Annotated in this window: 19 protein-coding genes; 10 read left to right on the forward strand and 9 right to left on the reverse strand. The window is 63.5% G+C overall.

Annotated elements, in window-relative coordinates:
- Nucleotides 1-31: 31 nt before the first annotated feature.
- Both PRJ_RS12945 and PRJ_RS12950 read right to left on the reverse strand, forming a co-directional pair.
- Nucleotides 32-883 (reverse strand): LysR family transcriptional regulator, encoded by an 852-nt coding sequence (locus PRJ_RS12945; RefSeq protein ID WP_104961594.1) that lies wholly within the window; start codon nucleotides 881-883, stop codon nucleotides 32-34.
- Between the two features lie 62 nt (nucleotides 884-945).
- Entirely contained in the window at nucleotides 946-2,130 is a 1,185-nt protein-coding gene (locus PRJ_RS12950) for an MFS transporter (protein WP_020192738.1), read from the reverse strand.
- A 267-nt stretch (nucleotides 2,131-2,397) separates the two neighbouring features.
- On the opposite strand from PRJ_RS12950, the gene PRJ_RS12955 reads away from it, so the two are divergent.
- Nucleotides 2,398-3,057 (forward strand): alpha/beta hydrolase, encoded by a 660-nt coding sequence (locus PRJ_RS12955; RefSeq protein WP_104961595.1) that lies wholly within the window; start codon nucleotides 2,398-2,400, stop codon nucleotides 3,055-3,057.
- On the opposite strand, the gene PRJ_RS12960 is transcribed toward PRJ_RS12955, so the two are convergent.
- Nucleotides 3,042-3,923, reverse strand: coding sequence for a LysR family transcriptional regulator (locus PRJ_RS12960; RefSeq protein ID WP_104961596.1), 882 nt, complete (start codon nucleotides 3,921-3,923; stop codon nucleotides 3,042-3,044). The genes PRJ_RS12955 and PRJ_RS12960 overlap by 16 nt on opposite strands.
- Before the next feature lie 185 nt (nucleotides 3,924-4,108).
- Between PRJ_RS12960 and PRJ_RS12965 the strand changes: the two genes are divergently transcribed.
- Nucleotides 4,109-5,752, forward strand: a complete 1,644-nt coding sequence (locus PRJ_RS12965) for an acetolactate synthase large subunit (RefSeq protein WP_004576806.1) — start codon at nucleotides 4,109-4,111, stop codon at nucleotides 5,750-5,752.
- Between the two features lie 126 nt (nucleotides 5,753-5,878).
- On the opposite strand, the gene PRJ_RS12970 is transcribed toward PRJ_RS12965, so the two are convergent.
- Nucleotides 5,879-8,422: an HWE histidine kinase domain-containing protein gene (locus PRJ_RS12970; protein ID WP_104961597.1), complete on the reverse strand. Its 2,544-nt coding sequence runs from the start codon at nucleotides 8,420-8,422 to the stop codon at nucleotides 5,879-5,881.
- 226 nt (nucleotides 8,423-8,648) lie between these two features.
- Between PRJ_RS12970 and PRJ_RS12975 the strand changes: the two genes are divergently transcribed.
- Nucleotides 8,649-9,266: a dTMP kinase gene (locus PRJ_RS12975; RefSeq protein WP_104961598.1), complete on the forward strand. Its 618-nt coding sequence runs from the start codon at nucleotides 8,649-8,651 to the stop codon at nucleotides 9,264-9,266.
- Between the two features lie 38 nt (nucleotides 9,267-9,304).
- Here PRJ_RS12975 and PRJ_RS12980 read toward each other — a convergent pair whose 3' ends face one another.
- A complete protein-coding gene (locus PRJ_RS12980) occupies nucleotides 9,305-9,745 on the reverse strand; it encodes an Lrp/AsnC family transcriptional regulator (RefSeq protein WP_004374903.1) in 441 nt (146 codons plus the stop codon).
- A gap of 143 nt (nucleotides 9,746-9,888) precedes the next feature.
- On the opposite strand from PRJ_RS12980, the gene PRJ_RS12985 reads away from it, so the two are divergent.
- Nucleotides 9,889-12,936, forward strand: coding sequence for an aminotransferase class III-fold pyridoxal phosphate-dependent enzyme (locus tag PRJ_RS12985; RefSeq protein ID WP_104961599.1), 3,048 nt, complete (start codon nucleotides 9,889-9,891; stop codon nucleotides 12,934-12,936).
- A gap of 70 nt (nucleotides 12,937-13,006) precedes the next feature.
- Here the strand turns inward: PRJ_RS12985 and PRJ_RS12990 are convergent, their stop codons facing one another.
- Both PRJ_RS12990 and PRJ_RS12995 read right to left on the reverse strand, forming a co-directional pair.
- Complete coding sequence (locus PRJ_RS12990) at nucleotides 13,007-14,131, reverse strand: mechanosensitive ion channel family protein (protein WP_104887680.1); 1,125 nt, start codon at nucleotides 14,129-14,131, stop codon at nucleotides 13,007-13,009.
- 98 nt (nucleotides 14,132-14,229) lie between these two features.
- Nucleotides 14,230-14,700 (reverse strand): MarR family winged helix-turn-helix transcriptional regulator, encoded by a 471-nt coding sequence (locus PRJ_RS12995; RefSeq protein ID WP_012052230.1) that lies wholly within the window; start codon nucleotides 14,698-14,700, stop codon nucleotides 14,230-14,232.
- 197 nt (nucleotides 14,701-14,897) lie between these two features.
- Here PRJ_RS12995 and PRJ_RS13000 point away from each other — a divergent pair, with 197 nt between their 5' ends.
- The 5 genes from PRJ_RS13000 (at nucleotide 14,898) to PRJ_RS13020 (ending at nucleotide 22,224) form a co-directional block, all read left to right on the forward strand.
- On the forward strand, nucleotides 14,898-15,728 hold the full coding sequence (locus PRJ_RS13000; protein ID WP_010954234.1) for a p-hydroxycinnamoyl CoA hydratase/lyase: 831 nt from the start codon (nucleotides 14,898-14,900) through the stop codon (nucleotides 15,726-15,728).
- Between the two features lie 75 nt (nucleotides 15,729-15,803).
- Nucleotides 15,804-17,252 (forward strand): aldehyde dehydrogenase, encoded by a 1,449-nt coding sequence (locus PRJ_RS13005; RefSeq protein WP_019437616.1) that lies wholly within the window; start codon nucleotides 15,804-15,806, stop codon nucleotides 17,250-17,252.
- 90 nt (nucleotides 17,253-17,342) lie between these two features.
- A complete protein-coding gene (locus PRJ_RS13010; RefSeq protein WP_104961600.1) occupies nucleotides 17,343-19,226 on the forward strand; it encodes a feruloyl-CoA synthase in 1,884 nt (627 codons plus the stop codon).
- On the forward strand, nucleotides 19,223-20,464 hold the full coding sequence (locus PRJ_RS13015; RefSeq protein WP_104961601.1) for a thiolase family protein: 1,242 nt from the start codon (nucleotides 19,223-19,225) through the stop codon (nucleotides 20,462-20,464). Before PRJ_RS13010 ends, PRJ_RS13015 begins: the two co-directional genes overlap by 4 nt.
- A 14-nt stretch (nucleotides 20,465-20,478) precedes the next feature.
- On the forward strand, nucleotides 20,479-22,224 hold the full coding sequence (locus tag PRJ_RS13020) for an acyl-CoA dehydrogenase family protein (protein ID WP_104961602.1): 1,746 nt from the start codon (nucleotides 20,479-20,481) through the stop codon (nucleotides 22,222-22,224).
- Here the strand turns inward: PRJ_RS13020 and PRJ_RS13025 are convergent.
- Both PRJ_RS13025 and PRJ_RS13030 read right to left on the reverse strand, forming a co-directional pair.
- Nucleotides 22,205-23,230 (reverse strand): formylglycine-generating enzyme family protein, encoded by a 1,026-nt coding sequence (locus PRJ_RS13025; protein ID WP_104961603.1) that lies wholly within the window; start codon nucleotides 23,228-23,230, stop codon nucleotides 22,205-22,207. The two genes, PRJ_RS13020 and PRJ_RS13025, sit on opposite strands and share 20 nt — an antisense overlap.
- On the reverse strand, nucleotides 23,227-24,891 hold the full coding sequence (locus PRJ_RS13030) for an arylsulfatase (protein WP_104961604.1): 1,665 nt from the start codon (nucleotides 24,889-24,891) through the stop codon (nucleotides 23,227-23,229). The genes PRJ_RS13025 and PRJ_RS13030 overlap by 4 nt, the downstream gene beginning before the upstream one ends.
- Before the next feature lie 262 nt (nucleotides 24,892-25,153).
- Here PRJ_RS13030 and PRJ_RS13035 point away from each other — a divergent pair, with 262 nt between their 5' ends.
- Nucleotides 25,154-26,545, forward strand: a complete 1,392-nt coding sequence (locus tag PRJ_RS13035; RefSeq protein ID WP_012052237.1) for an alginate export family protein — start codon at nucleotides 25,154-25,156, stop codon at nucleotides 26,543-26,545.
- Nucleotides 26,546-26,558: the final 13 nt, after the last annotated feature.

Raw genomic sequence — 26,558 nt, forward strand, 5'->3', positions numbered from 1 at the left:
CCGTATTGATGCATGCGCCATCTGCAAGAATTCACAAGCGTAGCAGCGGCCGCACCTGTTGCTGAAGGAAGTCGGTAACCGCCTTGATCCGCGGCGTGGCGCGCACGTCTTCATGCACGGCCAGCCAGATTTCGATGCTCATTGTCTGTTGGGCGCTGCCTGCCTCTTTCAGACCGTGTTCCTGTGCCATGAACGCGGGCAGGCAGGCGATGCCGATGCCGCCGGCACAGGCTTGGGCCTGGATGCGCAGGTCATTGCTGTGCAATGCGAACGGCTGCTGGCCGGCCTGGAGGTTGAGCCATTGCTGTTGTGGGGAACGGGCCTGAGACTCGTCGTAGCCGATGTAGCGCCTGACCGTTGCGCTGGCCAGGTAACCGGGCGAGGCATACAGCCGGTAATCCAGGTGCCCCAGCAGGCTGACCACCAGAGTTGGCTCTGTCGGCCTGGCCAGGGCGATGCTGATGTCAGCTTCGCGGCGGACCAAGGATGCCTTGGATTTGCTGCCTACCAGCTTCAGGCGCAGCTGTGGGTAGCGCTGGTACAGCTCGCCCAAGCGCCGGGCGACGATGCTGCCCAGCAGCGCCGGTGGTGCCGAGAGCACCACTTCGCCTTCCACTGTCTGTTGGCCGGCGCTGGCGAAATGCTCCAGGGCAAAAGAGGACATGACCATCTGCTCGGCGAGTTCCGCAACACGTTGGCCTTCGTGGGTGAGGGCATAAGCGCGGGGACGTCGGTCGACCAGCTTGAGCTTGAGCGAAGCTTCGAGCGAGGCGATGCGCCGGGCCACGGTGGCGTGGTCGACACCCAGGGTCTTGGCAGCGGCCGACAGCGAGCCGGCCGAGCTGAAGGCGGAGAAATGGCGCAGGTCTTCCCAATCGAACATGAATGACTCGGCAGTGGCGGGTGCATAAAGGGGTAGGGTAACCCTTTATGACCATGCCGGCTTCAATGCCCGCCTTTCATCCGCCGCGCCACCAGGTAAATGCCCAGGCCAACCAGTGCAGTCGCGGCGCCGATGTACCCGGTGCTGGTCCAGCCCATGCCGGCAGTGATCGCCATGCCTCCCAGCCACGGCCCCAGGGCATTGGCCAGGTTGAACGCCGCATGGTTGGACGCCGCTGCCAGGCTAGGCGCCTCATGGGCAATGTCCATGAGGCGGATCTGTAGCGGTGCCGCCAAGGCGATCATGGTGCCCACCAGGCCGATGCCCAGCAGCAGGCTCCACAGCGCCTGGGCGGCGAAGGTAAAGAACAGCAGCACGGCGACCGACCACATCAGTACCAAGCCCACGGCGCGGAACTGTAGGCGGTCGAACAGCTTGCCGCCAGCGATGTTGCCGACGATACCGCCCACGCCGAACGCCGCCAGACCGAACGGAATCCACTGTGGCGACACCTGGGTCACTTGCAGCATGGTCGGTGCCAGGTAGCTGAACACGCAGAACATGCCGGCAAAACCGATCGAAGCGATGGCCAGCGCCATCCATACCTGTGGAAGGGCAAAGGCCTGGAGCTCCTTGCGCGGGTCGCTGCGTGTTTCGTCGTGGCGCTGGGGCACGAAACGCCAGACCAGGGCGATGGTGCACAGGGCGATCGCGCCGACCAGCACGAATGCCGAACGCCAGCCGAAGTACTGGCCCAGGAAGGTGGCAACCGGGTTGCCGAGCAACATGGCCAAGGTCAGGCCCATCATCACCCGGGCAACGGCCCCCGCGCGCTGATCCTTGGCGACCATGCTCGAGGCCACCACTGCGGCAATGCCGAAGTAGGCGCCGTGGGGCAAGCCGCTGATGAAACGAAATGCGACCAGGCCACCGAACGAGGGGGCAAAGGCAGTGGCCAGGTTGCCCACGGCATACAGCAGCATCAACAGCAGCAGCATGTGCTTGCGCAACAGTTTGGCACCGAGAATGGCCAGTGTCGGGGCGCCAACCATTACCCCCAGCGCATACGCGCTGATGGCATGGCCCACCTGCGGTTCGCTCAACTGCAAATTACTGGCAATGTCGGGCATCAGGCCCATGATGGCGAATTCGCCGGTGCCGATGGCAAAGCTGCCCAGTGCCATTGCGGCTTCCATCTTGGCGACGGTGTTTTTACTGGGTAGCGGGGGGCGTTCCTGGACTGACATCTGTATCCCTATTGAAACATGCTGAAACGTTCAAGTCGGGATAATAGTCAATCGATGGCTGCAACGTCGAGGATGCTGCCCCGGCTTCCGCGACGTTGCAGCCCGTGTCCTGCTCAGTACGGGCGCGCTTGCTACGCCCCTGGCTGAAGTGACGGGATCCTGTGGCAGCGGGTACGCCTGCTCTTTTAGACTGCGGGCGTTGACGCGCCAATGCTCGGCAAACGGTGAGTACACGCGCCACACATTCGGTTCACAAGGACAACTGCAATGTCAGATACCCCGCGCAACCCGCTGCTTATCGATGGGGCCGTCGGCCAGATCGAGCTGTTGATCGACTACCCCGACGGGCCACCCAAAGGGCTGGTGCTGGTCAGCCATCCGCAACCGCTGCTGGGCGGTAGCCCACGGCATATCGTGCCGCTGACCCTGGCACGGCAGCTGCGTGCAGCCGGCTGGCAAGTGGTACGGCCGAGCTTTCGTGGGGTGGGGCAGACGCAAGGCGCGCACGACCAGGGCATCGGTGAAGCCGAGGATTGCATCGCGGTCATCCGTCACCTCAACCAGCAACAGCCCGAGCTGCCGGTAGCCCTGGTCGGGTTTTCCTTTGGGGCCTACGTGTTCGCCCGGGTTGCTTGTGCGCTGGAAGGGCAGTTGCAGGCAGTCGCATTGATGGGGCTGCCGGTGGGGGATGTACCGGGAGGGCGCTATTACGAGCCATTGCCGCTGCCTGGGGATTGCCTGTTACTGCATGGTGAACAGGATGAAATGGCACCGCTGGCCAACCTGCTGCAATGGGCTGGCCCTGAACAACGGGCAGTGTCGGTATACGCCGGTGCCAATCACTTTTTCAAAGGCTGCCTGGGGCGTGCCGCGGAGCAGGTGATTGCTCATCTCGCCCAGAAGACTGGCCCTCACCGCTCCAGGTAATGCGTCTGTGCAGCAAAGTCGATGAACCGCTTGCTGGCCAGCGACAGGTATTCCCCCGAGCGCCAGCACAAGCGGAAGCTCATCTGCTGTGCTGGCCGGAACGGCACGCCGACGATGCCAGGCGTGCGTTGCTGCACCGAGCGCAGCAGGGTCGCCACCCCCATGTTGTCCAGCGCGGCCTGCACCACCAGCGAGACGAAGTTGCTCTGTAGCGCCACCTGGTATGTGATGCCATGTTCGGCGAAGAACGCATCCAGAAGATGGCGTTGAACGAAGGTGCGATCGAACACCACCATGTCGGTATTGCGCAGGTCTTCGGCGGTGAGGTAGGCCTTGCCGGCATAGGGGTGATCCGGGTGCATGCACGCCAGCATCTCGTCGCTGCCCAGCAGGATCGACTCCTTGTCGGGCGGTACACGCCGGGACTCCAGCAGCGCCAGGTCGATTTCGCGTTGCTCCAGGCGATGGCCAATGTCTTCGGCACTGCCTTCGAACACGGTCATGGCAATGCCCGGGTACGACTTGCGGAAGGCGTTCATCAACCCGGGGACGTAGTGCAGGCCGAACATCGGCGGGATACCCAGGCGCACCTCACCGCGCTTGAGGTTGGCCATGTCGCGCAGTTCTTGCCGGGCAACGTCCATTTCGCGCAGGGCAGAGGCAATGCGCGGCAAGAACTGCTCGCCTTCTGCCGTGAGGATCACTTTGCGCGTGGTGCGGTTGAACAGGGTTACCCCCAGTTCTTCTTCCAGCCGGGTAACGGCCATGCTCAGCGCTGGCTGGGCGATGTGCAGGTGCTGCGCGGCCTTGGTGAAGCTGCCTTGGCGGACGATTTCGACACAGCAGCGCAATGCCTTGAGGTTCATTGAGGGGTGCTACCTTTCATGCGAGATGCATTCATAACGAACTGTGATGCTAAGCATCATAACAATATATTTATTATTATTAACCAGAGGGCCTACGATGCGCGCCACTGAGACATCCTGCAACATCTCAGTCACGCAGCTTAATAAATCTGCAATCCCACAAAGATTTTGAGGTAGTACCCCAAATGGCCAAGGCCGCCGATGTCGTTGTGCAATGCCTGGAAAACGAAGGTGTCGAGTATGTATTCGGCATTCCCGGTGAGGAAAACCTCGACCTGCTCGAATCCCTGCGCAAGTCGAAGATCAAGCTGGTACTGACCCGTCACGAGCAGTCTGCAGGTTTCATGGCTGCCACCTACGGTCGTCTGACCGGCAAGACCGGCGTCAGCCTGTCGACCCTCGGCCCTGGTGCCACCAACCTGGTGACCGCCAGCGCCTACGCCTACCTGGGCGGCATGCCGATGATGATGATCACCGGGCAGAAGCCGATCAAGAAGTCCAAGCAGGGTCGCTTCCAGATCATTGACGTGTGCGGCATGATGGACCCCATCACCAAGTACACCCACCAGTTCGCCTCGGCCGACAACATCCCGGCCCGCATGCGCGAAGCCTTCCGCCTGGCCGAAGAAGAAAAGCCAGGTGCGGTGCACCTGGAGCTGCCGGAAGACATCGCCGCCGAGCAGACCGACGCGCTGCCGATCCCGCGCAGCCTGCACCGCCGCCCGCTGGCCGAGCACGTGGCCATCGAAGCTGCCGTCGAAAAACTGCAGAACGCGCGTAATCCGATCCTGGTGATCGGTGCCGGTGCCAACCGCAAGATGACCGCCAAGGTCCTCAAGCAACTGATCGACAAGACGGGCATCCCGTTCATCACCACCCAGATGGGTAAAGGCGTGGTCGACGAGCGCCACCCGCGCTTCCTCGGCAACGCTGCGCTGTCGTCGGGCGACTTCGTTCACCGCGCCGTCGAAGCCGCCGACCTGATCATCAACATCGGCCACGATGTGATCGAGAAGCCACCGTTCTTCATGGTCCGTGGCGGCACCGAAGTCATCCACATCAACTTCCGCTCTGCCGAAGTCGATGCCGTGTACTTCCCGCAAGTAGAAGTGATCGGCGACATCGCCAACGCCGTGTGGCAGATCAGTGAAGCGCTGAACGACACGTCGCACTGGGACTTCACCCGCCTGATGGCCATCCGTGAGGCCAACGAAGCACAGATCGCCGAAGGCGCCGACGACGACCGCTTCCCGGTCTACCCACAGCGCATGGTGGCTGACATCCGTCGTGTACTGCCGTCCGAAGGCATCGTCGCCCTGGACAACGGCATCTACAAGATCTGGTTCGCCCGCAACTACAAAGCGCACAAGCCAAACACCGTGCTGCTGGACAACGCCCTGGCGACCATGGGCGCCGGCCTGCCATCGGCAATGGCTGCGCACCTGGTGCACCCGGACCGCCCGGTAATCTCGGTGTGTGGCGACGGCGGCTTCATGATGAACAGCCAGGAACTGGAAACTGCAGTACGTCTGGGCATGCACATCACCGTGGTGATCCTGCGTGACGACGGCTACGGCATGATCCGCTGGAAGCAGGCCAACATGGGCTTCACCGATTTCGGCCTGGACTACGGCAACCCGGACTTCGTCAAATATGCCGAAGCCTACGGCGCCAACGGCCACCGCGTGGAAAGTGCCGAAGGCCTGCTGCCGCTGCTTGAGCACTGCATCAAGACCCCGGGTGTGCACGTGATCGACTGCCCGGTCGATTACAGCGAGAACGACCGCATCCTCAACAGCGAGCTGCGTGAGCGCGCCCTGGCGGTGTAAGCCCTGACAGGCCGACGCCGTCCTTTTTCAGGGGCGGCATTGCGCTGCGAAAAGGCCCGTATAGCTGACAGTGATATGTCGGCGTTACGGGCCTTTTCATGACACAAGACTGCCTCTGAATCCCACTCACCCCAGCTCAAGCAGACCTTGCAGGCTGGCCAGAATGGCATTGGCGTCATAAGGCTTGCGCGTGACGGGCACATGCTGCAAGTGCTCGGGAATGCTGATGCCGTCGCCATAGCCGGTGGCAAAGAGGAACGGAACCTGCCGGCGAACCAGCTCATCCGCTACGGAAATGGAGGTTCCGGTGCCCAGGTTGACATCCAGTATTGCCGCGTCCGGCTTGTGGCTGCCAAGCAGTTGCATGGCTTCGTCCTCGGAGCTGGCGGTGATCACGTCCTTGATTTGCGCATCGTTGAGAATTTGCTCCAGGCCTACTGCAATCACCAGTTGATCCTCGAGTATCAGCACACACAAGCCCGAGCGCGCTGCAAACGCACCGTTTGCACGGGCCAGAGGCGTGGCCGGGAGAGCGGTTTCTGCCGCTTCGGCTACGGAAAGGTGCTTGGCCGGGATTCTGAAAAAGCCTTGCAGGCCTTCGGGGTGATATTCCACCGCGCTGGTACCACCCAGGTCGAACGGGATGCTGCGGTCGATCAGTACCGTGCCGAAGCCGCTGCGGCTGGGCGGGCGTACCGTTGGCCCACCACTTTCCCGCCAACTGATTGCACAGCCGTTGGTGGCGTCGATTGCCCAGCTCACCGAAAGCCTGCCGCCGGCCCGCGATAACGCACCGTACTTGGCCGCGTTGGTGGCCAGTTCGTGCAGCACCAGGGCCATGACCGAGTAAGCGCGCGCATCGAGGATGACGTTCGGGCCCTGCAACTCGATCACGCCGGCCGCTGTGCGATAGGGAGAAAGCTCGGCCTCCAGCAGCTTCGCCAGGCGCCCGCCACCGTCACCGCGCACCACCTGGTCATGGGCCAACGACAAGGCCTGGATACGCCCTTTGAGCGTTGCCACATAGTCCTGCAGGGTCTGGCTTTCCGGGGTCGGATGGGCAACCAGTGCACCAATCAGCGACAGGATGTTCTTGACCCTGTGGTTGAGCTCTTCGTTGAGCATGCGCTGGCGCACCTCAGCTTTGGCGCGTTCACTGGCGAGCAGTTCGCTGTTGTGCAGTACCACTTCGACGATAGCGGTACGGATGGCATCGCCAAACTGGCGGTCCTGCTCGGTCCAGGGTAGCGACTGCTGGTGAACGGTTTCTTTCCAGATGGCGAAGCTTTTGCGTGGCGTCAGGCGGTCGCCCAACGCGCCGCTGTCATAGGTCTTGCTCGGGTCACCGGCCCAGTCGAGTGTCTCGACCACCTCCTTGCGGAAGAAGATCAAGTAATCCCTGGGGTGTTGCGACATCGGGACGATCAGCACACCCGACACATCATTAAAATACGCGTGGGCCGACGGGAGCACTGTCGACAGGCGATTGGACGCCCAGATTCGGCCTTCGCTGACCATGTCTGCCAGGCGCAGCAGATCAGGCACGGCCGTTTGGGGCGGCGCCAGCCCTGCGCACGACCAGCGGCCTAGCAGCGACATGCCGATGCCATCGCAGGGAATCAGCGACATCAACCGGGGCAGGCGTGCGTGGAAGAACCCATCAATGTCCGCCGCCTGGTTGGCGTCGCGCAGCAGGCTGTCCAGCGCTTTGTGGATGCGCACGGCGGCTTCGAGTTTTTGCCGGCTACGCAGGGTCTCGATATGCAGGGAGAAGAACTCACCGAACATCTCGGCGGCCACCCGTTGCCCCATGGCCAGCGTGCGCGGTGCGTAGTGATGGCAGGCAATCATTCCCCACAGCTCGCCGTTGACGATGACGGAAATCGACATTGAGGCGCCCACGCCCATGTTGCACAGGTATTCGCAATGGATCGGCGAGACGCTGCGCAGGTGCGCGTAGGATAGGTCGAGCGGTTCGCCCGAGGGGTCGAGCACCGGGTTGATGGCGACCGTATTGAACCGGGCGTCGGAGATTACCCGGATCGGGTTGCGCAGGTAGAGCGCGCGGGCCTGCTGGGGGATATCGGAGGCAGGGAAGTACTGGCCCATGAAGCTTTCGAGGTCGCCACGCCTGGACTCGGCAACCACCTTGCCGGCACCGTCGGCTCCCAGCTGGTAGATCATCACCCGGTCGTAACCGAGCACCGCCCGGACAAAGCGGGCGGCGTCGCGGAACAGCTTGCTGGTCTGGTCGATTTCGCGCAGTTGGGCAATCAGCGTGCGGGCCAGTTCGATCGGTTCGGCGATGCTCGCCCCGGCGGGCTCGAATTCGAGGATTGCCGTGCCTTTGTACAAGTGGGCGGCGATGTCGAAGGCCTCGCCGTTGGGCAGCGTCACGCCGAAACTGAGCGCGGGGCGCGAGGCGTCCCGGGTACGGGCAAGTGCGTTGCGAAGCGTATGCGTGACCTCGTCACCCAGCACCGCGTGCAGTTTCTGACCATTGATATCGCTTGCTACACCCAGCACTTGTGGGGCGTTGACCGAATGGCGCAGCACCACGGTCGCCGAGGCATCACAGGCCAGCAGGCAGCCATGGGGCTGGATGCTCCCGGGAATCTGGATGGGCTCCCGGTCGCAGTTGGTCAGGTTAACGTGGGGGTTGTAGGTCATTGGCCCGTGCCTGTGGGTAAGGGGAGGCGGGCAGCAGGTCCGCCATCGTCCGTCAGCCTAGCAGGCATTGAACGCCTTGGGGATGGCGGGTCGGGCAATACCGGTCCATTCCCAAGACAATGCTTTGATCACAGCGTGGAGTACGGATGTGCTCCCGTCGAGAATCGCTTGAAGGCAGCTCTGATCAATGGTCTTATCCCGCGCTTGAGCCAACTGGTATTGCACGATGAACCGCCCGCTGTTTATTTCCTTCGATGGGCCCAAGGGGACCGGCAAGACCACGCTGCTGGAGGCCGTCACTCAAGCGTTACGGCTGGACGGGAACAAGGTGATCCGCCTTTGCGAAAGAAAGAATGATCCTCACCGGGGCGAGACCATGGCCTTGGTCAACCAGCTTTCCAGAAGCCCTTGCCAGGACCTTGAGTTCAAGGTTTGCGAGCGCTTCGCTGAAAGCCGCGCCTGGATTTCCCGACATGTACTGCCCAGGCAGCCCGCTGACAGCATCATCCTGATTGATCGCTGGTACCCTTCTGACGCTGCGTTTCGCCGCACAGTGCCGTTTGACAAGATCCTGCGCCTGAACCTCGAACGAAACGTGCAAGTGCCCGATTTGCATGTCGGGGTTGTCACAACGCCTGAAACCTCATGGGCGAGGGCCGCGGCGCGCACGCGTGGGCTGGGCAGTACGGTGATCCATAACCTGGACGAACAGGTTGCCTGTACCGAAGCGTTCGAGCGTGCGGTTGCAGAGCAAGGCTGGGTGCAGTGCCGTAATGAAGGGACCGTCGACGAGGCAACGCGGCAGGTCGTAGGCGAGATTCAGGGCGTGCTTCGACACTTGTGAGGCCTGGGTGAGTACGGCCTGTCTACTGCCTGCAGGTATCAGGCGCCCTGGCGGTCGATATCACGGCGCAGGACTACCGACGTGGTAATGTCATCCACTGATTCGTGACGTGCCACGTTGTCACGTACCTGGTTGAGGTCGTCGATCGTTCGGGTCTCCACTTCAACCACCAGGTCGAGTTGACCGCTCACCGACGAAACCCGCCGTACGCGCGCGTCCGTTGCCAACTGGTCGAGCAGCCCCATGGCAGGCGTGCGCTGCAACGTCACCAGCAAGATCGCGCGTATCACGTTGGCGTCTATTTCGCCGATGTCAGCGCGATAACCGCGAATGACCCCGCTGCGTTCAAGGTTGGCGACACGCTCGGTGGTGGCACTTCGGGAAAGGCCTATGCGGCCGGCTAACGCCTTGAGCGCAATACGCGCGTCCTTCGAAAGTACCTCAAGAATCTCGCGATCTTTAGCGTCCAGGTCACGCATTGCAGCCCCTTGATAAGCTTGCCGTCATTATGCCGGTCGGAACCGGCATAATGCCTGTTGCGCCCGACCGTATGCAGGGTGTCCGTTTCGGCGGCGCATGACAAGCTATTGAAAAACAATCAGCGCGCTCGGAACCTGATGATATGACAGACCTTTCCCACCCGGCACCTCGGTTTTCGGCAAGCGATGCAGAGGGCCTTGCAAAAGATTTCTTCGATGTCACCGGCACTGCAACGCCCCTGGATGGGGAGCGTGATCGCAATTACCGGCTGGAGACTGGCGTAGATGCAGGCTGGATACTGAAAATCGTCAATGCCAGCGAGCCCAGGGTAGAAAGCGAGTTTCAAACCGCGCTACTCGATCACCTGGCCGTGCATGGCGCGCATTTGGGCGTGCCACACCTGCGGGCCAGCGTGACTGGCGACTACCTGCCGTCTGTGGCCAGCAGCACCGGTGAAAAGCACGCTGTGCGCCTGGTCAGCTGGCTGGCCGGCACGCCACTTGCCAAGGCCAGACGCTCCCTGGCGTTGATGAGAAACTTCGGCCAGGCACTCGGTGAACTTGACCGTGCCCTGCAGGGCTTCATGCACCCGGGCGCAGTCCGTGACCTGGACTGGGACTTACGCCATGCTGCGCGCTCCCGTTCGCGGCTGCACTGCATCAAGGACCCTGATCGCCGGGCCGTTGCCGAGCGCTTCATCGCCCGGTTCGAACAGACTGTACAGCCTAAGCTGGCTTCCCTTCGGGCCCAGGTGATCCACAACGATGCCAACGACTGGAACATCCTGGTCGATGCCGAAACGCCCCGTAGCGTGACTGGCTTCATCGATTTTGGCGATGCCGTGCACACTGTTCTGATTGCCGAGGTCGCGATCGCCAGCGCGTACGCCATTCTCGACATGGACGACCCGATCGGTGCTGCTGCTGCGCTGGTGGCCGGCTTCCACGAAAAGTACCCGTTGCAAGCGCAAGAACTTGATGTGTTGTTCAACCTGATTGCCATGCGCTTGGTCATCAGCGTGACGTTCTCCGCTTCCCGGCAGGATCAGACAGACGACAACCCCTATCTGGCGATCAGTGAAGCGCCTGCCTGGCGTCTACTGGAACAGCTCGATTCGATGAACCCACGGTTGGCCACCGGCATTTTGCGCAAGGCCTGTGGTTTCGATGCCATCGAAGGTGCGGGGGAAGTCCGCCGCTGGATTGCCGACAACCACAAGTCGTTTGCCGACCTGGTGCGCCCGTCAGCCGCCATTCTGGACAAGGTCATCGCGCCGTTTGGCGATGCCAGCCACGAGATGACCATTGCCTCGGCCCAGCAGCGCCCTGCAGATGCGACGCGGTGGTGGAATGAATTCTCTGCCGCGCACAAGGCCCCGCTGGGCATCGGCCCATGGGGCGAGGTACGTGCCGTCTATACCGACAGCGCCTTTGAGTCTCGCTTCATCAAGGGGCAGTACCGGACCCTGCATGTGGGGGTAGATTTGCTGATGCCAGCGGGTACGCCGCTGTACGCACCGATTGCCGGCACCGTCAGAAGCGTCGAGGTCGAGCCAGATCCGCTGGGTTATGGCGGCCTGGTGATGCTCGAGCATACCCCGCCCGGTTGCCCGCCATTTCTGACGCTGTGGGGGCACATGGCCCACGAGGCGCTCAGCCGTTTGAAGGCCGGTGACAAGCTCGAAGCCGGCGACCTGGTCGGTTACATGGGCAGCGATCACGAGAACGGCGGCTGGATTCCCCACCTGCATCTGCAGTTGGTCACCGATACCCAGTTGCGCGCGTGCGAGGTCATTGGCGTGGGTGAACCAGCGTACCGCGAAGCGTGGGCCGACCTGTTCCCCGATGCCTCGGCCCTGGCCGGTATCCCGCCAGAGACCTACAGCCAGCAGGGGATGACCAAGGCCCAGATCATTACCAGGCGCAAGGAACTGCTGCTACCCAACCTGTCCATTTCGTACACCGACCCGATCAAGTTCGTGCGCGGTGATGGCGTATGGCTGATCGACAACTTCGGGCGGGCCTACCTGGACTGCTTCAACAACGTGTGCCACCTGGGCCATAGTCATCCCGACGTGGTCGAGGCCTTGACCCGCCAGGCTGCGCTGCTCAACACCAATACCCGCTACCTGCACGACAACATCGTCGAATACGCCGAACGCCTGACCGCCACTTTGCCCAAGGGCCTTTGCGTAGCATCCTTTGGCTGCTCTGGGAGTGAGGCCAACAGTCTGATGCTGCGTATGGCGCGCAACTACACGGGCAGTGATCAGGCGATCGTGCTGGACTGGGCCTACCACGGCACCACTCAGGAACTGATCGATCTGAGCCCTTACAAGTACAAGCGCAAGGCGGGCAAGGGCAGGGCGGCGCATGTTTACGAGGCCGTGGTCCCGGACAGCTACTACGCCCCCGAGCACTGGCCCGTGGAAGCGCACGGCAAGCGCTTTGCCGAGTCGGTGGCAGAGCAGTTGGATGCCATGCGCAAGGCAGGCAAGCGCCCCGGTTTTTTCATTGCCGAGTCGATCCCGAGCGTGGCGGGGCAGGTGTTTTTGCCCGAACACTACCTCGAGGAGGTGTATGCCATGGTGCGAGCCGAAGGTGGGCTGTGCCTGGCCGATGAGGTTCAGGTCGGGTTTGGCCGGGTAGGCAGCCACTGGTGGGCATTCGAGACCCAGGGCGTGGTCCCGGATGCCGTCAGCATGGGCAAACCCATTGGTAACGGCCACCCGATGTCGGCGGTAGTGACCACGCGCGAGGTTGCCGATGCTTTCAACAACGGCATGGAGTATTTCAATACCTTCGCCGGTAACCCGGTGTCATGCGCGGTAGGCCTGGCGGTACTCGATGCAATCGAGCGCGACCAGTTGAAAGAAAACGCCTTGAGTGTCGGCCATTACCTGCTCGAGGGTTTGCGCAAGCTTCAGCAGCAATTCGACGTGATTGGCGATGTGCGCGGGTTGGGCCTGTTCCTCGGCATCGTGCTGGTCACTGACCGCAAGTCGAAGGCGCCAGCCACGGCCCTGGCCAGAAAAGTGGCTGATGGTGCCCGGGAGCGCGGCGTGTTGATCGGCACCGAAGGCCCGCATGACAACGTGCTGAAAATGCGGCCTTCGATGATTTTCAGCCGGGCCAATGCGGACTTCCTTCTCGAGGTGCTGAAAGACAGCTTCACCGCGGCGCTTAAATAGCGTTTCAGCGCGGGCAGGGCGTGCGCATGTGCACGCCCTGCGGCGCACCTATCTGGCGAGCCGGCCAGCATCAAGCGCCTCTGATGCTCAGGCCTTCGCGAGCCTGGCCATGCAGGCCGGCGGCCTCTGGCAATGCCGTGACCTTGATCGCGCGCACCGGTACGGCGAACTTGGCGCCGATTTGCGAGAACCGCTCCAGCAGCCTGAAGTTGATCGCCTGCTGAATGTCCATGTAAAGGTTGTAGCCTGGGTCCTGGACGATGTAGACACACTCGAACTCCAGCGCCTCTTTGCCGAAGCCACGCAGGTGAGCGCGGTCGAAACGCGCCTGCTCCTGGGCCTTGATGGCGTCTTCGACGATGCCTGGCGCTTTCTTCACGGCCTCGGTGGGCGTGTCGTAGGAAAGCCCGAACTCGAACACGATGCGACGCTCTTGCAGGCGCTTGTAATTCTGGATGGTGCTGCTGATCATGCTGGCGTTGGCCATGACGATCTGTTCGCCGCCGAGGCTGCGGATGCGTGTGGTTTTGAGGCCAACGTGCTCAACGGTGCCCGCCAGGGGCCCGATGACGATGAAGTCACCGATCTCGAACGGCTTGTCCACGGCGATCGACAACGAAGCGAACAGGTCGCCAAGGATATTCTGCACAGCCAGCGCCACTGCGATGCCGCCCACGCCCAGGCTGGCGACGAAGGCGGTGATGTTCACCCCCAGGTTCGACAGCATCGCCAGCACTACGACTGACCACAACAGGACCCGCGCGCCCCAGGCCGAAAGGGTTGCCAGTGCGCTGCCCTGGTTCAGGCCGTCGGTACGGTGGCGGGCGAAGTAGCGGCTCAGGCCCAGGCCGATGGCGCGGTTGGCCCACAGGCCAATCTGCAAGGCAGCGACCACGAACCACAGGCTGCTGACCCTGCTCAGCCAGCGCTCGGGCAGGTCGAGCATGCTCAGGCCCACCAGCAAAGAGGCCAGCAACAACAGAAAGTTGCTGGTGCCGGAAAGCACCTTGGCCATTATCTGGCTCAGTGGGCCTTCGTGTTCGGACCAGCGCCGTACCCGGCGCATCAGGAAACTGATGGCGGCACGGGCGACCAGGAAGACCAAGGTGGCGACTGTCAGCGCCACCAGCAGATTGAGAATGGAGATGCCGAATACGGTGGTTTCGGTGAAAAACGCGATGATGCGGTCGTTCATGAGTACCTCGCCTCTGGGTTGATTTGCCAAGGTGCTTTCTTGGGACGTCAAAGAGGCGCAACAGGTCGATCGGATTTCACCACGCTGGGCAGACTGAGTCAGTCCCGGTAGATTTTCTTCAATAACCGCAACAGTTCAGTCCTTTCGTCATCCGAGAGGTTGGATGTCGCCTGGTGATCGCTGTCGGCGGCGATGTGCTTCAACTCCTTCAACAGGGCTTCGCCCGATTTGCTCAGGAAAATCCCATACGAGCGCTTGTCCGGTTTGCACCGCACGCGCACGGCCAGCGCGCGCTCTTCCAGTTTGTTCAGCATTGGCACGACTTGCGGGGGTTCGATTGCCAACGCACGCGCCAGGTCGGCCTGCATCAGCCCGGGGTTCTGGTCGATGATCGCCAGGGCGGAAAATTGTGCCGGGCGCAGGTCATGGGCCGAGAGCCGGGCAATAAGGTTCTGAAACAGCTTCAATTGCGCGCGTCGCAAGGCGTAGCCGATCAAGTCTTCAAGCACCCCTTCTCCCACAGGAGCAGCCACGCAAGCGTCGTCGGTACTACGGGCAGACCTAGCCATCAGGGTTCATGCTCCTCGATCATGGGTAATAAAGTTACCTATTTTGCCTGTCCTTATGCGATTCGGCTAGAGAGGCTTTGGAAAAAGGCAGCGCGCCTACCCATGGGTTAAAGATAAATTTGTTAATGGTTAATTGACATAACTAATTTGACCCGTTAGCGTGGCCCCATCACCTCGAACAACAAGAGTGCAGAACCATGAGCAAATATGAAGGCCGCTGGACCACCGTGAAGGTCGAACTGGAAGCGGGCATCGCCTGGGTGACCCTCAATCGCCCGGAAAAACGCAATGCCATGAGCCCCACCCTGAACCGGGAAATGGTCGACGTGCTGGAAACCCTCGAACAGGACGCTGACGCTGGCGTGCTGGTATTGACCGGTGCCGGCGAGTCCTGGACCGCCGGCATGGACCTGAAGGAGTACTTCCGCGAGGTGGACGCCGGCCCGGAAATCCTCCAGGAAAAGATTCGTCGCGAAGCCTCGCAATGGCAATGGAAGTTGCTGCGTCTGTATGCCAAACCGACCATCGCCATGGTCAACGGCTGGTGCTTCGGCGGCGGCTTCAGCCCACTGGTGGCATGCGACCTGGCGATCTGCGCCAACGAAGCGACCTTCGGCCTGTCGGAAATCAACTGGGGCATCCCGCCTGGCAATCTGGTCAGCAAGGCCATGGCCGATACCGTTGGCCATCGTCAGTCGCTGTACTACATCATGACCGGCAAGACCTTCGATGGTCGCAAGGCTGCCGAGATGGGCCTGGTGAACGACAGTGTGCCGCTGGCCGAGCTGCGTGAAACCACCCGCGAGTTGGCGCTGAACCTGCTGGAAAAGAACCCGGTGGTGCTGCGCGCCGCGAAGAATGGCTTCAAGCGCTGCCGCGAGCTGACCTGGGAACAGAACGAAGACTACCTCTACGCCAAGCTCGACCAGTCGCGCCTGCTGGACACTACTGGCGGCCGCGAGCAGGGCATGAAGCAGTTCCTCGACGACAAGAGCATCAAGCCAGGCCTGCAGGCCTACAAGCGCTGAGTCGCACCGCGGGCGACGGTGTGCCGCGCCAAAGCCCGCGGGTATTTCTCTATAACGACAACAAGAGGAATGAGCATGTTGCAGGTGCCTTTGCTGATTGGCGGGCAGTCGCGCCCCGCCAGCGATGGACGAACCTTCGAGCGCTGTAACCCGGTGACTGGCGAGGTGGTGTCGCAGGCTGCCGCCGCCACACTGGCCGATGCCGATGCCGCGGTGGCTGCTGCCAGCGCGGCGTTTCCGGCCTGGGCCGCCCTGGCACCGGGCGAGCGGCGCAGCCGCTTGCTGGCAGGCGCTGATCTGTTGCAGGCGAGGGCCGCCGAGTTCATCGCCGCCGCCGGTGAAACCGGGGCCATGGCCAACTGGTATGGCTTCAACGTGAAGTTGGCCGCCAACATGCTGCGCGAGGCTGCAGCCATGACCACGCAGATCACCGGTGAAGTGATCCCCTCGGACGTTCCCGGCAGCTTCGCAATGGCCCTGCGCGCGCCCTGCGGCGTGGTGTTGGGCATCGCACCGTGGAACGCCCCGGTGATACTGGCCACGCGTGCCATTGCCATGCCGCTGGCCTGCGGCAACACCGTGGTGCTCAAGGCCTCGGAGCTGAGCCCGGCGGTCCATCGGCTGATCGGCCAGGTGCTGCACGATGCAGGCATCGGCGACGGCGTGGTCAATGTCATCAGCAATGCGCCGCAGGATGCCCCGGCCATCGTCGAGCGGCTGATCGCCAACCCTGCGGTACGCCGGGTCAACTTCACCGGTTCGACGCACGTCGGGCGCATCGTCGGCGAACTGGCGGCCCGCCACCTCAAGCCGGCCCTGCTCGAACTGGGCGGCAAGGCGCCTTTGCTGGTGCTCGACGATGCCGACCTGGACGCCACGGTCGAAGCGGCGGCCTTCGGTGCCTACTTCAACCAGGGGCAGATCTGCATGTCCACCGAGCGCCTTGTGGTGGACAGCCGTATTGCCGACGCCTTCGTCGACAAGCTGGCGGCGAAGATCGCCGGGCTGCGTGCAGGTGATCCGCAAGCCAGCACCTCGGTGCTCGGCTCGCTGGTCAGCGCAGCGGCCGGCGAGCGCATCAAGGCACTGATCGACGATGCCGTGGCCAAGGGCGCGCGCCTGGTCAGCGGCGGCCAGCTGGAAGGCAGCATCCTGCAACCGACCTTGCTCGACAACGTCGATGCCAGCATGCGTCTGTACCGCGAGGAGTCCTTCGGCCCGGTGGCGGTGGTACTGCGCGCCGAAGGCGACGAAGCCTTGCTGCAGTTGGCCAACGACTCGGAGTTCGGTCTGTCATCGGCCATTTTCAGCCGCGACACCAGCCGCGCCCTGGCCTTGGCTCAACGGGTGGAGTCGGGTATCTGCCATATCAACGGGCCGACCGTTCACGATGAAGCGCAGATGCCGTTTGGCGGGGTCAAGTCCAGCGGCTATGGCAGCTTCGGCAGCCGCACGGCCATCGATCAGTTCACCCAGTTGCGCTGGGTCACCCTCCAGCAAGGTCCGCGTCACTATCCCATCTAGCCGCGGCAGGCCCAGGCCACCGGCAAGATGACCGCCGCCCGTCATTTCGGGCGGCGGCAGGATGTACAACAAGAACAAGGAGCAACCTGCGTGAATAACGAAGCCCGCTCAGGGTCGACCGACCCTGGCCAACGTCCGCGCTACCGCCAGGTGGCCATCGGGCATCCCCAGGTGCAGGTCAGCCACGTCGACGACGTGCTGCGCATGCAACCTGTCGAGCCACTGGCGCCGCTGCCGGCGCGCCTGCTCGAGCGCCTGGTGCATTGGGCCCAGGTGCGCCCGGACACCACTTTCATCGCGGCACGCCAGGCAGACGGTGCCTGGCGTTCGATCAGCTACGTGCAGATGCTCGCCGATGTGCGCACCATCGCCGCCAACTTGCTAGGACTGGGCCTCAGTGCCGAGCGCCCGCTGGCGCTGCTTTCCGGCAACGACATCGAACACCTGCAAATCGCCCTCGGCGCCATGTATGCCGGTATTGCCTATTGCCCGGTGTCGCCGGCCTACGCGCTGTTGTCGCAAGACTTCGCCAAGTTGCGCCATGTCTTCGAGGTGCTCACCCCCGGAGTGGTCTTCGTCAGCGACAGCCAGCCGTTCCAGCGCGCCTTCGAGGCGGTACTGAACGATTCGGTCGGCGTGATCAGCGTACGTGGCCAGGTCGCAGGTCGCCCCCATATAAGCTTCGACAGCCTGCTACAACCGGGTGACCTGGCGGCTGCCGATGCGGCTTTCGCCGCCACCGGGCCGGACACCATCGCCAAATTCCTCTTCACCTCGGGCTCGACCAAGCTGCCCAAGGCGGTGATCACCACCCAGCGCATGCTGTGCGCCAATCAGCAGATGCTTCTGCAGACTTTTCCGACGTTCGCCGAGGAGCCGCCGGTGCTGGTGGACTGGCTGCCGTGGAACCACACGTTCGGCGGTAGCCACAACCTCGGCATCGTGCTTTACAACGGGGGCAGTTTCTACCTGGACGCCGGCAAGCCGACCCCGCAAGGCTTTGCCGAGACCTTGCGCAATCTGCGCGAGATTTCCCCCACGGCCTACCTCACCGTACCCAAGGGCTGGGAGGAACTGGTCAAGGCACTGGAGCAGGACCCAGAGCTGCGCGAGGTGTTCTTTGCCCGCATCAAGCTGTTCTTCTTTGCCGCCGCAGGCCTGTCGCAAAGCGTCTGGGACCGGCTGGACCGCATTGCCGAGCAACACTGTGGCGAACGCATCCGCATGATGGCCGGTCTTGGCATGACCGAAGCTTCACCATCGTGCACCTTCACCACCGGGCCTTTGTCGATGGCCGGCTATGTCGGGCTGCCGGCACCTGGCTGCGAAGTGAAGCTGGTGCCGGTGGGTGACAAGCTCGAGGCGCGCTTCCGTGGCCCGCATATCATGCCGGGTTACTGGCGCTCGCCGCAGCAGACCGCCGAGGCGTTCGACGAGGAGGGCTTCTACTGCTCGGGCGACGCGTTGAAGCTGGCCGATGCCAGGCAGCCCGAGCTTGGCCTGATGTTCGATGGCCGTATCGCTGAGGACTTCAAACTTTCGTCCGGGGTATTCGTCAGTGTCGGGCCGCTGCGCAACCGCGCAGTGCTGGAGGGCTCGCCTTACGTTCAGGACATCGTGGTCACCGCGCCGGACCGTGAATGCCTGGGTCTGCTGGTGTTCCCGCGTCTGCCCGAGTGTCGGCGCCTGGCCGGGTTGGCAGAGGATGCCAGCGATGCGCGGGTACTGGCCAACGACACCGTGCGCAGTTGGTTCGCTGACTGGCTGGAGCGCTTGAACCGCGATGCCCAGGGCAACGCCAGCCGTATCGAATGGCTGTCGCTGCTGGCCGAGCCGCCGTCGATCGACGCCGGTGAAATCACCGACAAGGGCTCGATCAATCAGCGCGCCGTGCTGCAGCGGCGCGCCGCTCAGGTCGAGGCGCTGTACCGTGGCGAAGACCCCGACGCATTGCACGCCAAGGTGCGGCCTTGAGTGCGGCCGGGCTGTGCACCGTCTTCGAGGACACGGCCATCGTCCAGATGGTGCGCACGCCCTGGGTCGACCTGGGTGGCGCATTGGCCGCGATCTCGCCCATCGACCTGGGCATCCAGGCCGGCCGCGCGGTGCTGGCACGTGCAGCTGCCGCCCCTCAGGCGGTAGACAGCGTGCTCGCCGGCAGCATGGCCCAGGCCAGCTTCGACGCCTACATGCTGCCACGCCATGTCGGCCTCTACTGTGGCGTGCCGCAGGCGGTACCGGCACTGGCGGTGCAGCGCATCTGTGGCACGGGCCTTGAACTGTTGCGTCAGGCCGGTGAACAGCTGCGCAGTGGCGCCCGCCAGGTGCTGTGCGTGGGCGCGGAGTCGATGTCGCGCAATCCGATCGCGGCCTATGAACACCGGGGCGGTTTTCGCCTGGGGGCGCCGGTCGGGTTCAAGGACTTTCTCTGGGAAGCCCTGTACGACCCGGCTGCCGGCGTGGACATGATCGGTACTGCGGAAAACCTGGCCCGTGCCTATGGCCTCGCTCGTGAAACGGTGGACGCGTGGGCCCTGCGCAGCCATCAGCGGGCCCTGCAAGCCCAGGCGCAGGGCTGGTTCGACGAGGAAATCGTCAGCGTCACCGCGCAGGCACTGGAGGCAGAAGGCTGCCAGCCACGCGGCATTGCATTGCCGCGTGGCTTGAGTGAGGTCAGCCAGGACAGCCACCCACGGCCTACCGACGCGGCCGCACTGGCCCGACTGCGCCCGGTGCACGCCGGTGGCGTGCAGACGGCTGGCAACAGTTGCGCGGTGGTCGATGGCGCGGCGGCAGCCTTGATCACGCGCTACTCCGATTGCACTCATCCGCCTTTGGCGCGCTTGCTGATGGCCACGGCTGTTGGCGTGCCGCCCGGCCTCATGGGCATCGGGCCGGCGCCGGCCATTACCTTGCTGCTCGAGCGCAGCGGCCTGCGCCTGGAGCAGATCGACCGCCTGGAAATCAACGAGGCCCAGGCCGCCCAAGTGCTGGCGGTGGCCCAGGCGCTCGAACTCGATGTGGACAAGCTCAATGTCCATGGCGGCGCTATCGCCCTTGGTCACCCATTGGCCGCTACAGGCCTGCGCCTGGTCCACACCTTGGCCCGTCAATTGCGCGACGGCAACTTGCGCTATGGCATCGCAGCGGCATGCATCGGCGGTGGCCAAGGCATGGCGCTGCTGATCGAAAACCCTCATTTCGTTGCCTGACCCGGAGGTATCCGATGACCTGGAAGGCGCCCCTGCGCGACATGCAGTTCGTCTTGCAACACTGGCTGCGGGCCGATCAGGCCTGGGCGCAATTACCGGCATACGCCGACGTCGACCTCGACCTGGCGGCTCAGGTACTGGAAGAGGCGGCCCGTTTCTGCGAGCAGGTGCTGGCCCCTTTGAACAGTTCGGGCGATCGCCAGGGCTGCCAGATGGAGGGCGGGGAGGTACGCACCCCGGACGGATTCCCGGCGGCTTATCGCGCCTATGTCGACGGTGGCTGGCCGTCGCTGGCATGCGCCCCGGCGCTTGGCGGCCAAGGGCTGCCGTTAGTGCTGGAGGCGGCCTTGCAAGAGATGCTGTTCGGCAGCAACCACGGCTGGGCCATGTACACCGGCATTGCCCACGGTGCCTACCTGTGCCTGAAAGCCCATGCATCCGCCGAGCTGCAGGCGCGCTATCTGCCGGGCATCGTCAGTGGTGCCACCCTGCCTACCATGTGCCTGACCGAACCCCAGGCCGGCAGCGATCTAAGCCTGTTGCGCTGCCGCGCCGTGCCCCTGGGTGACGGTGGCTACGCGGTCAGTGGCAACAAGCTGTTCATCTCTGGCGGCGAACACGACCTGACCCGCGACATACTCCACCTGGTGTTGGCCCGGTTGCCGGATGCGCCGCCCGGCAACCGCGGGCTCTCGCTGTTGCTGGTGCCGAAATGGCTGGAGGATGGCCAGCGCAATACACTGTACTGCGACGGCCTGGAACATAAGCTGGGCATCCGTGGCAGCGCCACCTGCGCACTGCGCCTGGAGGGGGCCCGGGGCTGGTTGATAGGCCAGCCCCATGGCGGCCTGGCTGCGATGTTCGTGATGATGAATTCCGCACGGCTGCATGTTGGCCTGCAAGGGCTGGGGCATGCCGAGGCCGCCTGGCAACAGGCCCGCGATTATGCCCTGGAGCGGCGCCAGATGAGTGCCCCGGGGCGGGCCAAGGGGGGCGTCCAGGGCGCCGACCCGATCCACCTGCATCCGGCCATGCGGCGGGTCTTGCTGGAGTTGCGGGTGCGTACCGAGGGGATGCGCGCGCTGGCCTACTGGACGGCCCAGTGGCTGGATATCGCCGTCGCCGCCGTCGAGCCTGCACAACGGGCGAAGGCCGCGACATTGGCGGCGCTGCTGATCCCCATCGTCAAGGCGGCCTTCACCGAGCAGGGGTTCATCCTGGCAAGCAAGGCCTTGCAGGTGTTGGGTGGCTATGGCTACACCCAGGAGTTTGCCATCGAGCAGACCTTGCGCGACAGCCGCATCGCGATGATCTACGAAGGCACCAACGAAATACAGGCCAACGACCTGATGCTGCGCAAGGTATTGGGCGATGGGGGGGAAGGGTTCGCCCTGCTGTTGGGTGAGTTGCGTACCGAGGCCGCTGCGGACGCTGGCGCAGCTGCCACCGCGTTGGGCAGCGCGTGCGACACGCTGGAGGCAGTGCTGGCCAAGGTGCTGTCGATGACCGCGGGCGATCCCGAATTTCCGTACCGCGCCGCAGGCGACTTCCTGCAGTTGTGCGCAACGGTGCTGCAGGCCTTCGCCTGGGCCCGCAGCGCGCGCTGCATCCAGGCGTCGCCAGTGGGGTCGGAACAGCGCCGGGAAAAGCGGGAAAGCGTTGGGTTCTTCCTCAGCTACCTGCTGCCCGACCTCGACCGGCAGGTGGCGGCCATCGACGCGGCCGCCACGCCGTTGCCATTCATTGCCGAATCGTTCTGAAACCCACGTGCGAGGTCGTCATGAACACCGGCTGCGGCTGACGTGCCGAGGGGCGGTAGCGCATGCAGCGGTCCGCCGAACACAGGTGCGAGCCGCCTTTGATTACCGCCACCGGCACGCCGGGGTCTGCCGGGTCGAAGCTGTCACTCAGGGCCGGGCCTGAGGGGTCGAGCTTGGCGTCGCGCTGTGCGTCATGGCCTGGCCGATAGCCCGTGCGAGTCAGCTCCCAGACATTGCCGCCGGCATCGAACAGGCCAAAGCCGTTGGCCGGGAAGCAGCCCACGGGTGATGTACCGGTAAAACCATCCTTCGCCGCATTGCGATAAGGGAACTGACCCTGCCAGGTATTGGCCATGAGCTTGCCCTTGGGCAGCTCGGTGGTACCCCAGCTGAAGTCGGCATCGGTCAGGCCGCCGCGCATGGCGTATTCCAGCTGCGCCTCGCTGGGCAGTTCGCGGCCTGCCCAGTGGGCATAGGCCTGGGCATCTTCCAGGGCGATCTGCACCACCGGATGATTGTCCAGCCCGGCCAGGCTGCTGCCCGGCCCCTGCGGGTGTCGCCAGTTGGCGCCGGGCACGAACTGCCAGCCGGGGCTGAGCTCGTCCGCACCCTGATGAAACACCATCGCACCCGGTACCCGCAGCGCGTCGGGCAGGGCAGGGTCGTCCTCGATACGGGTACCGCGCTCGGCATGGGTGACATACCCGGTGGCCTTGACGAAGCGCGCGAACTGGGCGTTGGTGACCGGATGCACGTCAATCCAGAAGCCGGACACCTTGGCGGGGTGAGGCGGGCCTTCTTCGTCGTAAAAGCGGCTTGAACCAAAGCTGAACTCGCCGCCCGGCACGTGCACCATGCCGTCCCGCCAAGGGCCTTGGCGCTGCGCGGGCAGGCCGCTGTAGCCCGTGCACAGCAGCGCCGGCGCCGGGGCTTGCGGCCACACGGCATAGGCGGCGGCGAGCAGGCCGGCGGCGAGTGCTGCGCAGCCGGCTGCCCGGGCGATCATTGCGGCTTGACCAGGATCGGGCTGGCCGGACGGCCGTCGGCATCGACCGCGATATTGCCGCGTTGGGCATAAGCCTTCCAGTCGCGCAGCATCAGCGCCACCTGCTCGGGGTGCCCTGCGCCGATGTCATGGTGCTCGCCAGGGTCCTTGCGCAGGTCATACAAGTGCCAGCTCGGCTTGCTGTCGGTGGCATCCCACACCAGCTTCAGCGGGCCCTTGCGCAACGAGGCGCTGCCGTTGATTTCCCACCCCAGGGCTTCGTCATGGGCGTGGATCTGGCTGTCCTTGCCTTGCAGGTAGTTCAGCGCCGATGTGCCTTGCGGCGGCACGATATCGCGGTCTCGGTACTTGACGCCGGGCATCGGCGCACCGGCCAGTTGCAGCAGGGTCGGCATGATGTCGCGGACGCTGGCCAGCTCTTCGCTGCGGCCGGCCTTGATGGTGGCCGGGTAGTAGACGAAGGCCGGTACGCGGATGCCGCCCTGGTAGGTGGTCATCTTGTAGCGACGGCTGGGCAGGGCGCTGACCTGGGCCCAGGCCGAGCCGATCATCAGGAACGAATCGCGGCGGCCGTAGTTGTCCAGGCGGTTATCGAAGTTTGCCTTGATCCACTCGGGGTCGACACGGGTGGCGTTCTCCGGACCGTTGTCGGACATGAACAGGATCATCGTGTTTTCCAGCTCGCCGGTCTTGCGCAGGTGTTCCACCAGGCGCCCCACCTCGGCGTCCAGCGCCGTGACCATGGCGGCGTATACCTCCATGGTGCGCGCGGACTGGCGTTTTTGTTCATCGCTCAGCGATGCCCAGCTCGGCACGCCTTCCAGTTGTGCTTGCAAGGGGAAGTCGGCGGGCACCAGGCCGGCTTCGCGCTGGCGCTTCAGGCGCTCGTGGGCGATGACTTCGTAGCCTTGGTCGTAGCGGCCTCGGTACTGCGCCAGGTACGCATCCGGCGCCTGCAGCGGCCAGTGCGGCGCGGTGTAGGCGGCAAAGGCGAAGAACGGTTTGTTGCTGGCCTTGCCTTGGTCGATCGCGTCGATCAGGCGGTCGGTGTACCAGGTGGTGGAATAGAAGTCGTCGGGCAGCGTGATCGGCTCGCCGTTGTGGCGATAGGTGGCGCTGTAGTTCGACTGCAGGTCCATGTTGGCCTGCTTGAAGTGCGCCGCGCCGCCTTCGAGCAGCACGTAGGCCTGGTCGAAGCCGCGGTTGTGTGGCTGCTGGGCCGGTTGCATGCCCAGGTGCCATTTGCCGGCGATGTAGGTGCGGTAGCCGGCGTCGTGCAGCAGTTCGGCGAGGGTCGCGACATTGGCACCGAGCACGCCTTCGTAGCCGGCGCGTACCTCTGCGCCGGCCGGTAGGCGCTTGCGCGTCTCCGACATCATGCCCAACCCGACCAGGTGTGGGTCGTTGCCGGACATCAGCATCGCCCGCGTCGGCGAGCAACTGGGCGCGGCATGGAAATCGAGCATCAGGCGGCCGTCGGCCAACAGTTTGTCCAGGTTGGGCGTCTGGATTTCGCTGCCCAGGGCCGACAGGTCGGAGAAGCCGAGGTCATCAGCGACCACCAGCAGAATGTTTGGTTGTTTAACGGTTGGTGCGGCCATGGCGTGGCTGGCACCGAGCATGAGCACGCCGAGGGCGGCAAGGGGGCGGAGGCAATTCATGGGGGGACTCTTGTTTTTGTAATGGACTCGAATTTTGCGCATGGCCTCTGAATAGACAGCACGCCACTGGATTCTAGCGACGGATGAATGAATGCCGCAGCCGCTCGCTGCAGAAGTGTGCGATTAGCGAACGCTTGATGCTGATCATTCCTTGTACACGGGCAAAACGCTATTGACGGCGCATATGGTTAACAAAAATAATCGTTAATAGAGTTATCCAGTTTGTAAGAACAATTATAAAAACAAGTGAAGGGAAATTCTGATGATCAAGCCGTTGAACGGGGTATGCCTGCCCCTCATGGTGCTTTCGCTGTGCCAGTCCGCCTACGCGGCCAGCCCGCTTGAAGAGAGCCGGCCGGGGAGGCCAGGGGCCCCTCGCTGGATCGAGGACTACCGCTTTCTCGACGACCCCGCCAAGGCCACTGCCCCCTTCGATGGCCTGCGCTACCATCGGCTGTCAGAGTCGGCCTGGCTGCAACTCGGGGCTGAGGCCCGCTACCGGGCCGATGCTTCGGACAAACCCTTCTTTGGCCTGCGCGGGCTGAACGACGATTCCTATCTGCAGCAACGGCTGCAGGCCCATGCCGACCTGCACCTGTTCGACGATGCCGTGCGTACCTTCGTCCAGGTCGAGAATACCCGCGCCTTCGGCAAGGACTTGTACTCGCCCAATGATGAAAGCCGCAATGAAGTGCGACAGGCCTTCGTCGATTTCAACCACGATTTCGCCGCCGGGCGCTATACCACACGCGTAGGTCGCCAGGAGATGGGCTTCGGCGACCAGGTGTTGGTCACCTACCGCGACGCGCCGAACATCCGCCTGAGCTTCGACGGCGTGCGCGCCAGCCTCAACCTCAAGGACGGACGCAAGCTGGATGCATTCGCTGTGCGCCCGCTGAAAACCGGTGAAGACAGTTGGGACGATGGCAGCAACAACAACATCAAGTTCTACGGCCTTTACGGCACCTTGCCGCTGTCGGCGTCGTGGAACATGGACCTGCTAGCCTTTGGCCTGGAAACCGACGACCGCAGCCTGGCCGGCGAGTCGGGTGACGAGCAGCGCTACACTTTCGGCACGCGGCTGTTCGGCCGCCATCAGGCACTGGACTGGAGCTGGAACCTCGTCGGGCAGACCGGCCACCTGGGCAACGCGTCGATCCGCGCCTGGGCGCTGTCGAGCGACAGCGGCTTCACCTTCACCCACCCCTGGCAACCGCGCCTGGCCATGCGCATCGATGCCGCAAGCGGCGACAGTGACCTGGGCGACGGAAAAGTCGGCACCTTCGACCCGCTTTACCCACGCAATGGTGTCTATGGCGAAGCCAGCCTCACCACCCTGAGCAACATCATCGTGGTGGGGCCGACCTTCGGCTTCTCGCCCTGGCGCACGCTGCGCATCGAGCCCGGCATCTTCGAAGTGTGGAAACAGCGTGAGGAAGACGGCGTGTACATGCCCGGCATGAGCATGTTGGCCAACACCCGCGGCACGGGTCGCCATGTCGGTACCATCTACCGCGCCAGCACGCGCTGGCTTGCCACTCCCAACCTGACCCTGGACCTTGACCTGAAGTACTACGACGTGGGCACGGCCATCAAGGAGGCTGGCGGCGAAGATTCGTCGTTCGTCTCAGTACGTGCCACGTTCCGCCTTTGACCACCCGACCGAT

Origin of the sequence: Pseudomonas sp. XWY-1, assembly GCF_002953115.1 — a bacterium.
In the GTDB taxonomy this organism is placed as follows: Bacteria; Pseudomonadota; Gammaproteobacteria; order Pseudomonadales; family Pseudomonadaceae; genus Aquipseudomonas; species Aquipseudomonas alloputida.